The 11,324-nt window shown below is 56.3% G+C and carries 9 protein-coding genes; 4 read left to right on the forward strand and 5 right to left on the reverse strand.

Annotated elements, in window-relative coordinates; all coding sequences use genetic code 11:
* On the reverse strand, window positions 1-516 hold a 516-nt coding region (locus FT726_RS24105; protein WP_346303580.1), incomplete at its 3' end, for an HAD family acid phosphatase.
* Window positions 517-625: 109 nt separating this feature from the next.
* On the opposite strand from FT726_RS24105, the gene FT726_RS24110 reads away from it, so the two are divergent.
* The gene (locus FT726_RS24110) at window positions 626-1,336 is read left to right on the forward strand and encodes a polyphenol oxidase family protein (protein WP_132464150.1); all 711 of its coding nucleotides are present in this window, start codon (window positions 626-628) and stop codon (window positions 1,334-1,336) included.
* Between the two features lie 31 nt (window positions 1,337-1,367).
* Here FT726_RS24110 and FT726_RS24115 read toward each other — a convergent pair whose 3' ends face one another.
* The 4 genes from FT726_RS24115 to FT726_RS24130 form a co-directional block, all read right to left on the reverse strand.
* Entirely contained in the window at window positions 1,368-2,687 is a 1,320-nt protein-coding gene (locus FT726_RS24115) for a gluconate:H+ symporter (protein ID WP_058771315.1), read from the reverse strand.
* A gap of 79 nt (window positions 2,688-2,766) precedes the next feature.
* Window positions 2,767-3,531, reverse strand: a complete 765-nt coding sequence (idnO, locus tag FT726_RS24120; protein ID WP_260641964.1) for a gluconate 5-dehydrogenase — start codon at window positions 3,529-3,531, stop codon at window positions 2,767-2,769.
* A gap of 9 nt (window positions 3,532-3,540) precedes the next feature.
* The gene (idnD, locus tag FT726_RS24125) at window positions 3,541-4,572 is read right to left on the reverse strand and encodes an L-idonate 5-dehydrogenase (protein WP_104188231.1); all 1,032 of its coding nucleotides are present in this window, start codon (window positions 4,570-4,572) and stop codon (window positions 3,541-3,543) included.
* Window positions 4,573-4,741: 169 nt separating this feature from the next.
* Window positions 4,742-5,443 (reverse strand): response regulator transcription factor, encoded by a 702-nt coding sequence (locus FT726_RS24130; protein ID WP_058759838.1) that lies wholly within the window; start codon window positions 5,441-5,443, stop codon window positions 4,742-4,744.
* Window positions 5,444-5,943: 500 nt separating this feature from the next.
* Between FT726_RS24130 and FT726_RS24135 the strand changes: the two genes are divergently transcribed.
* The 3 genes from FT726_RS24135 to FT726_RS24145 form a co-directional block, all read left to right on the forward strand.
* Entirely contained in the window at window positions 5,944-9,618 is a 3,675-nt protein-coding gene (locus FT726_RS24135) for an ATP-binding protein (protein WP_346303578.1), read from the forward strand.
* Window positions 9,619-9,717: 99 nt separating this feature from the next.
* Window positions 9,718-10,341: a response regulator transcription factor gene (locus FT726_RS24140; RefSeq protein ID WP_288420992.1), complete on the forward strand. Its 624-nt coding sequence runs from the start codon at window positions 9,718-9,720 to the stop codon at window positions 10,339-10,341.
* A gap of 318 nt (window positions 10,342-10,659) precedes the next feature.
* Window positions 10,660-11,324 (forward strand): NADH:flavin oxidoreductase (locus tag FT726_RS24145; protein WP_346303579.1); only part of this gene is annotated, 665 nt, incomplete at its 3' end.

An 11,324-nucleotide genomic window follows, 5' to 3' on the forward strand; every position in this document is an offset into this window, starting at 1 on the left:
ACCGGTGCTGAGACGCACGGTTTTGTCGCGTACGCCGCTGAAGCCCAGCTTGTTGAGATTATCGACCGTGGCCGCGTAGTCTTTCTGATCGCGGTTCGAGACGTAGAACATGGTGCCGCCGTGGCTATTCACGTAGTTGGCAAATTCGACGGCACCGGGCACCGCGGTCGCCTGACGCGCCTGCGTCCACGCTGACCAGGTTTTCCCGGAGAACGGCTGGCCATTTTTTGCCTGCCACGCGCTGTAGGCGCTGTTATCGATCATGGTTTCATCCAGATCAACAATCACCGCTTTGGGTTTGCCGGTAAGCGAAGGAGCGTTATCAAACGCCATGCGTGCCGTGTTGAACGCCTGCCAGCTCAGCGCCTGATACTCGCCAGACTGCTGGAACCAGTTGACTGCCAGCACCGACTGCTGACCGAGTTGCTGCTGAGCCTGCTGTTTTTGCGGTTGGGCACAGCCGGTGAGCGTCAGGGCAATCAGGCCCGCCGCGGCCAGCCAGGTGGTGTTTTTCATCATGTCGTCCTTAAGTGATTATGGTCAGTTTTTGTAAAGCTTTAAAAATGTAGCAGTTAACGTAAGCTGTGGGCAGAGGAAAACCGGGGTCAGGTCACAGGAGACACTTATGGATAATCGCGGGCCGCGCTCGGCGCTGCTGGAGAGTCAACGCTGGCTGGAGTATGCCTTTCAGCCTGCCGGTCAGCCGGCACCGGCCGCTGCCGCGTACGGACAGCAGCGGCACAGCGCAAAAGTGGTGCTGGCCGGGCAAAACCGGCCGCCGAAAAGTTGTGAATCCGATGGGGTGATCAGTGACGATCATCAGCCGGTTGCGGTTTACACCGCTGACTGTCTGCCGGTGCTGTTTGCCGATGTGAAAACGCATCAGGTGGCGGCGGTACATGCTGGCTTGCAGGGTACGCTCGGCGGCGTGCTGAGCAGTGCCCTCGATCGGCTGCTGGCGGGTGGCGCGACGCCGGCATCCCTGCTGGTGGCGATCGGTCCGGCGATCGGCCCGTGCTGCTATGAGCTGGGCGTTGATCGCATCGCACAGATGCAGCAGCGCCCGGACCTGCCAGCGCTAAGCTGGTCACAGCAACAGCCGCATAATCCGCAGGCAATCCGACCTCAGGCACAGGCGCATCATCAGGGAGTATGGTTTGATTTGCCTCAGCTGGCGCGGGACCTGCTGTTACAGCGCGGCATTCCGGCGGCGCAGATTGATCGCGTGGCGGTGTGTACTTATTGCATGGCGGAGGCGGGTTCGAGCTATCGCTATAACACCCATTTTGACAGCGGCTATCAGTCACGTTTCTCGTGGATTCGCCGCCGCGCGTAAGCACGCTTCACCTCCCTGTGAAGCGCAGGCCTTAGTGAATGATGGCGTTGAGCGCCAGCACACCGGCGAGGCCGAGGATGGAGATCAGCGTTTCCATTACCGTCCAGGTTTTCAGCGTTTCAACCACGCTCAGGTTGAAATAGCCTTTGAACAGCCAGAAACCGGGATCGTTCACGTGCGAGGCGATCACGCTGCCTGAACCGACCGCCAGCACCATCAGCGCCGGATCGGTATGGGTAGCGGCAATGATCGGCGTCACGATGCCGGCGGTGGTGATCGCCGCGACGGTGGCCGATCCCAGCGCGATGCGCAGCATTGCCGCCACCGTCCAGCACATCAGCAGCGGTGACAGCGACGATCCTTTCATCAGATCGGCGATGTAATTACCGACACCGCTATCCACCAGCACCTGCTTAAAGGCGCCGCCGCCGGCAATGATAAAGACGATCATGGCGATGGCGGCAATCGAATCGCCACACATATCCATCACCTGCTCCATTTTGCGCCCGTTGCGCAGACCGAGGGTGAACACCGCAATTACCACGGCGATAAACAGCGCCACCGCCGGGTTGCCGATAAATTCAAAGAACTGGCGCAGCGCATTCTCTTTCGGCATCGTCAGTTCGCAGACTGCCGCAATCGCCATCAGCACTACCGGAATCACCGCGGCAAAGATGCTGATAAAGAAGCCCGGCATCTCCTCTTCGGTGAAAATTTTAGGGTTATACAGCCCTTCCGGCGGCGACTTTTCGAAGCTTTTGAGGAATTTTGAGAAGATCGGGCCGGCAATGATCACCGTCGGGATGGTAATGATTAAGCCGTACAGCAGCGTGGTGCCGAGATTCGCACCAAAAATAGTGGCAATGGCGGTTGGGCCGGGATGCGGCGGCAGGAAGCAGTGCGTCACCGACAGCGCTGCCACCATCGGCACGCCGACGTACAGCAGCGGCAGTCCGGCCGCCGCAACGATGGTGAACACCAGCGGCAGCAACAGCACAAAGCCGACTTCGTAAAACATCGCCAGGCCGACGATCAGCCCGGTGACCACCAGCGCCCACTGCAGCCGCTGTTTACCGAACGCGGCAATCAGCGTGGTGGCCACCCGCTGGGCAGCGCCGGTATCGGACACCAGCCGCCCGAGCATAGCACCAAAGCCGAGGATCATCGCCAGGCCGCCGAGCGTGGAACCAATACCTTTCTGAATCGAGGCCATCACATTGAGCGGCGTCATGCCTTCGGCGATACCTACCACCGCCGAGACAAACACCAACGCAATGAAGCCGTTGACCTTGAAGACAATCATCAGAACCAGCAGCAGTATCACACCCAGCACAATTATGGTTATTGGCATTTTTTATTATCCTTAGGAAGACAGAGGGGTGTTTAAGGTTTAGGCGCGCGCCGGCAATTACGCCAGCCGCGCCACGGCATTACACGGCGACGCGCATACCGCCATCAACAAACAGCAGATGGCCATTGACGAAATCAGATGCGCCCGACGCCAGGAACACCGCCGCGCCAATCAGCTCTTCCGGCTTGCCCCAGCGTGCGGCCGGCGTACGTTTGGTCAGCCAGCCGGTGAAGGCCGGATCGTCAGCCAGCGTCTGGGTCATCTCAGTGACGAAATAGCCCGGTGCAATGGCGTTAACCTGAATATTGTGGCGCGCCAGCTCCACGCACATGCCGCGCGTCAGCATGGTGACGGCGCCCTTGGAGGCGGCATACGGCGTGATGGTGTCGCGGCCCAGTTCGCTCTGCATCGAGCCGATGTTGATGATTTTTCCGCGCTGACGCTGCACCATTCTTTTCGCCACGGTTTGTGACACCAGAAACACCGCTGTCTGGTTGACGGCAATCACGTCGTTCCAGTCCTGCTCGGGAAACTCGAGAAACGGCCGGCGGCGCTGAATGCCGGCATTGTTCACCAGGATATCAATCGCGCCCCACTGGCTTTCAATCTCCTCCACCGCCTGCTGAACCTGCGCCGACTGCGTGACGTCAAAGGCCTTCGACCGTGCGTGATAACCCAGCTCGCGCAGTTTCGCCGCGCCCTGCTCTGCGCCGCCCTCGGTGGTGGCGTTGATGATCACTTCCGCACCCGCCTCCGCCAGACCGCGCGCCAGCAGAAAACCGATGCCGCGCGCCGAACCGGTGAGCAACACACGCTTGCCCGCCAGGGAAAATAGCTGACTCATACTGACTCCTTAAAACGTTAACTGGACTTTCGCCGCCCGGGTTTTATCACCGGCAAACTGCAGCGCCGCGTCGATATCCTGTAAGTCATACTCCCCGCTGAACAGCGGCAGCGGATTAACCACGCCGCGTGCCAGCCAGTCAACCGCCGTGTTGAATTCGTGGGTGAAACGGAAAGAACCGACCAGATTGATCTCTTTGGCGATCAGCGTCATCAGCGGGAAATCCGGAATCGTACCGCCCATGCCAACCTGTACCAGCGTGCCTTTGGCGCACACCACGTCGAGACAGCGCTGCAGCGAAGACGGATGGCCGGAAGCCTCGAAAGCGACATCGAAAAAGCCTTTATCTGCAAGGTAAGGCGTGAAATCACCGTCAGCCGCGTGGATCACGCCGGTCGCGCCCATCTGCTGCGCCAGGCTGAGCGAGCGTTCGCTGATATCGCTGCAAATAATCTCGGCGGCTCCGCGGGCTTTGGCTGCGGCGGCAATCAGACAGCCAATCGGTCCGACGCCGGAAATGAACACGGTTTTGCCGCTCAGATCGCCCGCCTGCTGCGTGGCGTGGATGCACACGGCCAGCGGTTCAGCAAACACCATTACGCTGTCATCGGCCTCCTGCGGAAACGGCACGCACTGCGCGCTATCGACCACTTTGTATTGCGTGAAGCCGCCATCCACGTGCGGCAGATACATGGCGCTGCCGAAAAAGCGCATAGAGGTGCACTGATTTTGCTGCTCGCGCAGGCAGTATTTACAGCTGCCGCACGGCTTTGAGGGATTGACCGCTACTTTTTGATTGGGCTGGAGCTGCGGATCGTCGCTCTCCACCACGTAGCCGATCACTTCATGGCCGAGGATCATCGGCATCTTCACTTCGAAGCTGCCGACTTTACCTTCCTGATAGTAGTGCAGATCGGACCCGCAGATGCCGCCGCGCGTGATGCGCACCAGCGTGCCGGTGCCGTCCCACTGCACCTGCTGCTGTGCGACGCTGACCTGTTTTTTGCCGGTAATGACGCAGGATTTCGTTTCAATGTTCATCGTAGCCCCTTCAGTGCTGTAGCAATGGGGGCTATCACAGCGGGATACGGCCGGCGAAACTGTGACGAACATCACTCAAAGCGATGTTACAAAACGGCTGTTACCGGGAACGTGATGCAGAGAGGCGGAAAAGCAGACGGCGGCCATCCCTGACCGCCTTAAAGAAAGATTAGCTGCCCGACATCAGGTCGTGGCTGTATTTGAACAATTCCGAATCCGAGCGCAGGCCGAGCTTTTTCAGCGCCGACTGCTTTTGTCCGCTCACGGTTTTACGGCTGCGCTTAAACTTCACGGCGATTTGCGACACGCTGAGCCCATCGAGAAAACAGCGCACCACTTCTACTTCGCGCGGGCTGAGGGTTTTGACCTTCTCATACATATTGCCTTTGCTGGAGAGATCGAGGTTTTCGTTGATGGCGTCTTCATTCATCACGTAGAGGTTTTCCACCTCGTACGCCACTTCCTGCGACAAAAATAGCCGCCCCTGCGCCACCTGACGAATCGCCTGGACGATCTCCTGCATATTGTGGCTTTTTCCAATAAAGCCCTTAACGCCGGCGCTCAGCACCATTTTGACAATCGCCGGACTCTCCATGGAAGATGAGATCAAAATCTTTTGCTGCGGATAGTGATTTCGCAGCTGTTTCACCAGGGCCAGGCCATCCAGTTCCCGCTCGCCCAGCAAAAAGTCCAGCACCAGCACATCCACCGTGGTGCTGCGCAGCTGACTAAACAGTTCATTACTTGAAGACCAGGTCCCGACCAGATGAATATCGGGTTCGTGTTTCAGGCATAACTCGAAAACGGTACGAACCATCGGGTGATCATCAAGGACAGCGACACGCACCTGTTTATTATGTGCATATACCATTCTTTTATTCCTTTATTACAGTCTCAATTTTGTCCAGTACTGATAACCACACCAGTGAAAATGACCTGAAAGTATGCGCTGACCGCTGCCGGGAAAATCGCCTGCAGCGGTTTAAACCAAACGTCACCAGGTTAACAAAAATTAGAATTTTGCTTACGCGTTTAACTTATTACCGCTAATTAAAAGGTAGTTTTACCGGATGAATGGACAGCAGCGGTGAGCGGCCCCGGAAAAACTGCGAAAATTCTGACGTAACTCTGTGAAAGGACCACATAAGAATTGTCTTGAAAGGTCATTTTATGGATAAACCGTTGAAATATTTGAAATCAAAGCAAAAGCAATATCTAAAAAAAACCACGAATGTTAATAATAAGTTAAACATTCGAGAATGGTCGCAAAATATCCTTAATGCGGCATTAGATCAGGCAGGCGGGAAAAATCTCTTTATACTCCTTTTCCCTTATCGGCATTAATGACTTTATTTTCTTCAGGAACGCACGGTGTTTAATCCTGTTAATTTCATCCGTCTGGCGGGCGTGGTCCTGTTTATTTTTTTTGGCGGCGCGCTGCAGGCGCAGGTCAAACCATTGCAGCTTTTAGCGCGTTACGATACCGCCCAGCCCGCGCTGCAGCTGGCGGAGCCCATCTCGTCTGCCTTTCGAAATAAAGTAATTAAAGTCGCGGTGGCCGGTAAAGCACAGCCACCAATATATATGGATACCGATACGCGCCGCTTCGAAGGCCTGAGCGCCGACTACCTGTCGCTGATTCAAAGCATGCTGGAGACCAGCATTGAGCTTTATCACTTCCCCAGTCATAGCGCCGCGCAGCAGGCGGTACTGCAAGGCGAAATGCATATGCTGGCGATTTACGTCGCCCAGCCGTCGTCACAGTCGCAGCCGCTGCTGGCCAGCGCCCCGTGGATGCTGGATTACAGCGTGATGGGACTAAAGACCGACAGCGACCTTTTTCTCAATAACGGCATGCCCGAGCAAATCGCCTGGTCAGGCACGCCGCTGCAGCGCCAGTATCTGGAAGAGACATACGAAAACGCGCAGCTGGTGCGTTTCCCGGGCTATTATGATGCCGTCGCCGCCACCGTTTATGGTCAGACGGCGCGCGTCTGGGGAAATGCGGCGACGCTGACGCACCTCAATCGCTATCTGTTTGCCAACGCGCTCACAATTCTCGCCGACGAGCATACGATTCCGCTCAACGTCGGTTTCGGCATCAGTCCGTTGTATCCTGCGCTGGCCGACGCCATCAACCAGGCGCTGCCGCAGATTCCGCTGTCTATCCGCATGCAGATTGCCAAACGCTGGCAGCTCGATCCCCATCATGTACTGCAACGCAATCCGCTGGCGCTGACCGCCGACGAAGAGCAGTGGCTGCAAAACAACATTCACATCGAGACCACCTTGCCGCTGGCGCAGGCACCGCTCAGCAGCCGGACGCCGGCAGAGCAGTTTCGCGGCATGGCGCCGGACGTGCTGGAGCTGATCACCAGCCAGACCGGCCTGAATTTTGTGGCGCACGCCAGCCATGAACACCCCGGTGGACGTCCTCTGCCAAAGCTGTTTCCACTGGAAATTCTGGAGCCACAGTTCGAAGCACAACCGGCTCTGATTACGCGTCCGTGGCTGGTTTCGCATTGGGTGATCATCCGCAATCAGCAGCCGGGAAACATTATGGCGCGCGACACCTTTCCGTTTGGTTCGGCGCTGATGCTAAAAAATCCGGTAATGAAAAGCTGGCTGCATGAACACTATCCGCACCTGTCGGTCAGCGATACCGATCGTCCGCTGGATGCGCTGCGCCAGCTGCTGGCGCGCAAGGTCGATGCGGTGATCGTGCCGAAAATTTTTGCCGACTATCATCTGCGCAACCATTTTGGCAGCGGGCTGATCGTCGAGGGTACGCTGGGCGCCGATCCCGCACGCTTTGTGATGCGCGTAGAGCCAGGCAATGAGACGCTGATCAGCATTCTCGATAAAGCGTTGCTGGCCATCCCGCCGGAAACGCTGTTTAAGCTGATGGCGCAGTGGCGTCAGGCGGAACCGCCGTTTCTCAGTAGCTCGTGGCAGAACTATAAGCAAACGATTCTGCTGATCGTTTCGGTATCGCTGGGATTGATTCTGTTGATCCTGCTGTGGAACCACCATCTGCGCAAAGTGATTCAGCAGCGTATGCAGGCAGAGAATGCGCTAAAAAATCAGCTCAATTTTACCCACACGCTGTTTAATGACTCGCCGGTGGCAATGTACATCCGCGATAAGCAAACGCGGCTGGTGGACTGTAACAATGCCTATCTGCGCTTTTTGCACATCAAACGCGACGAGGTAATCGGTAAACGACTGTCGGACGTGTTCAACACCAATAACGCCAGCATTCATACCATTGAAGATGGTTACCAGCAGACGCTGCTGGATGGTGAAGCGGTAATGCGCGACGTCCAGCTGATGTTTGGCCAGCAGGCCTTCCATCTGTACCACTGGACGCTGCCGTTTCGCGATCGGCTGGGGGAAGTTGCCGGGGTGATCGGCGGCTGGGTCGATGTCACCGAACGTAACGCGCTGTTGCAGGAGCTGCAGCTGGCCAAGGACACCGCAGACAAAGCCAACCGCTCCAAAAGTGAGTTTCTCGCCAGCATGAGCCATGAGATCCGCACGCCGCTGCACGCCATCATTGGTTTGCTGGAGCTGGAAACCCGCTCGCAGCCGTGTGAGACGCTGTCAGAGAATATTCGCGTCGCCTACAGTTCGGCGCGTGCGCTGCTGTCGCTGATCGGCGATATCCTCGATCTGTCAAAGATCGAATCTGGCCAGTATCAACCCACGCCGGAAACCGTTTACCTGCCGGATGTGATCGATCAGGCGGTGACGCTGTTCCGCAACAAGGCCGAAAGCAAAGGGATCGATCTGCGCGTAGAGATGGACATCGCGGCCTACTGGGTACAGACCGATCCGCTGATGATCAACCAGATCCTGTCTAACCTGTTGAGTAACGCCATTAAATTTACCGATCGCGGCAGCGTAACCGTGGTGCTGATGCAGGGGATTGGCCAGGAAGAGGAAGGTTGTGAGTTCGTCATTGAAGTGAGCGATGACGGCTGCGGCATGACCGAGGAGCAGCAGCAGGCGATCTTTGAGCCATTTGTCCAGGTCGGTGAACGTCAGCAGCAGCAGATTGGCACCGGTCTTGGCCTGAGCATCTGCCGCAATCTGGCAGAGCTGCTGGATGGCGAACTGATTGTGGAGAGTACGCCAGGTGAAGGATCGGTGTTCTCCTTCTACTTCCGCGCGCCGGCCGGCGAACCGCGCGATCAAACCCAACCGCATCTGTCACAGCCGCTGGTCACCGACAAGCTGTCAGTGCTGGTGATTGATGATCATGCGCCTAATCGCCTGCTGCTGGGTAAACAGCTGGAGCTGGCGGGCCATCAGGTGGTGGTGAGCGAAAGCGCCGTCGAAGCGCTGAAACTGTGGCAGCAGGATCCGCTGCGCTTTGACTTGATCATTACCGACTGCAATATGCCCGGTATGAACGGGTTTGAATTTGCCCAGGCGCTGCGCCAGCATGAACGCCACCATCATCTGCCGCCGATCACGCTATACGGCCTGACCGCCTCCGCCGAGCAGCACATCATGCAGCGCTGCCTGCAGGCTGGCATGAATGACTGTCTGTTCAAACCGCTTAATCTGGATACGTTGCTGGCGCAAATCACCCACTGTCCGCGCCGCACGCCAAACGCGCCTGACAGCGAGCCCGCAGCCATGACCGGGCAACCTGTTGCTGACACCGCCGTCGCCGCGCTGCCGGCCCCTGTGGCGGTTCCGACTTTTGCGCCGCTGCTGATGCAGCTGGCTGAGCGCGATCCCGCCAGCTGCATCACCCTGCTGGAAAGTATTCGCACCAGCCACGATGAATTGCTGGCGGCGCTGCAGCAAACCACTGATGCTCACGCGCTGTCACAGCTTGGCCATAAGCTGAAAGGCGGTGCCAGTATTCTTAACGCCAGCGCGCTGATGGAGCTGGGGCGCAAGCTGGAGAAACACCAGCAAGAAGGACACGATGTCGCGCAGCTGATTGCCGCGATCGCGTGCGAGATAAACACCGTCAATGAAACATTAATTATCTTTGAACAATATCGGCTGAAAAATCAGCAGGTTTTATAAAAACATAATCTTATCAAGACATTTCTCGGTTCGCCGGGATAAGCCGCCAGACATAATGTCCGCCAGCGCCATCATATCGGTGTCGTAAAAGGGAGATCTATGTTTAATGCAAAAATTCTCATCGTTGATGAGCATCGCCTTGTTGCGGCTGGGGTGCAGGCTTTATTATTAATGAATGGCTTTAATTGTGTCACTACAGCAAACACAATTAATGATGGTATTGACGATGTTATTCATCAGCACATCGACATCCTGATTTTAGATCCTGATTTCAAAGAGAAAAATGGCATCGCCTTTTTACGCGATATCGTAAAATCTAAAACCTGGATGAAAGTCATTCTGCTCAGTCAGAGCAGTAACAATCACCTGCTTATACAATCGCTTAGTCAGGGCGCTAACGGTTTCGTGTCGAAATACGATCCGATTCAGACGCTGATCGCCGCCATTGGCTGCGTATTTAACAATGTAAATTATCTGCCCGTCGATATTCTTGACCGGCGCCAGCGCTATGTTAATGAACAGGATATGCTGTCGCGCCTGACCGAGCGGGAAACGCTTATTTTACGTCAGCTGGCGCAGGGAAAATCCAATAAAATCATTGCCTGTGAATTAGGATTAAATAACAAAACCATCAGTACTTATAAAACTAAAATTTTTCAAAAGCTCGAATCAAAGAATCTGGTCGATATTATCGAACTGGCACGGCGAAACGGTGCCTGCTGAAGCCAAAATCAAGACCAGTCTTGCGGATTAATTCGACTGAGGCATGGCATCATCACCTCGTCCTCACCCGGGATTGTTATAGAGATTGAGTCATACAGGAATTTATAACCACAGAGCTAATTTATTAGCCCAATCTTCATGCCATTACAGGGCGCGCAGGTTTCTTCCCGTGCCTGGCGAAAGTGGTCCGATACTTTCGTCTGCGACTTGCCGCCCTGCTTTTTTTTGATGTTTCTCACAGGCTGAGCGCCGCAAATTTCCAGCCCGCACTTTTCCCGCTAGAGTTCACTCATCCGACCACTCACTGAGTAAGTGATCATGACTGAGCGTTATCCGCATCTGTTTGCCCCGCTGGATCTGGGCTTTACGCAACTGAAAAACCGTTTCCTGATGGGCTCAATGCACACCGGTCTGGAAGAGCATGCTGATGGCGCTCAGCGCCTCGCTGCCTTCTACGCCGAGCGCGCCCGGGAAGGCGTTGCGCTGATTGTGACCGGCGGCATCGCGCCCAATGCGCAGGGCGTGGTGGCGCAGGGCGGAGCCATGCTTACAGACGAAACCCAGTGCGGCTGGCACCGCCAGATAACCGATGCGGTACATGCACAGGGGGGCAAAATTGCGCTGCAGATTCTGCACGCCGGACGTTACAGCTATCAGCGCGATCTGGTGGCGCCCTCGGCGTTACAGGCGCCCATCAACCCGTTTACACCGCAGGCACTGAGCGAAGCGCAGATTGAACAAACCATCGCGGATTTCGCGCGCTGCGCCCGGCTGGCGCAGCAGGCCGGTTACGACGGTGTCGAAATCATGGGTTCCGAAGGCTACCTGATTAATCAGTTCCTGGTCGCCCATACCAATCAGCGCGACGACGGCTGGGGCGGTGATGTGGCGCGGCGGCAGCGCTTTGCACTGGAAGTGACGCAGGCGGTGCGCGCCGCCGTCGGCGAAGCCTTCATCATTATTTTCCGCCTGTCGATGCTCGA

This window comes from Pantoea sp. Morm (assembly GCF_016643525.1).
GTDB classification, from domain to species: domain Bacteria; phylum Pseudomonadota; class Gammaproteobacteria; order Enterobacterales; family Enterobacteriaceae; genus Pantoea; species Pantoea dispersa.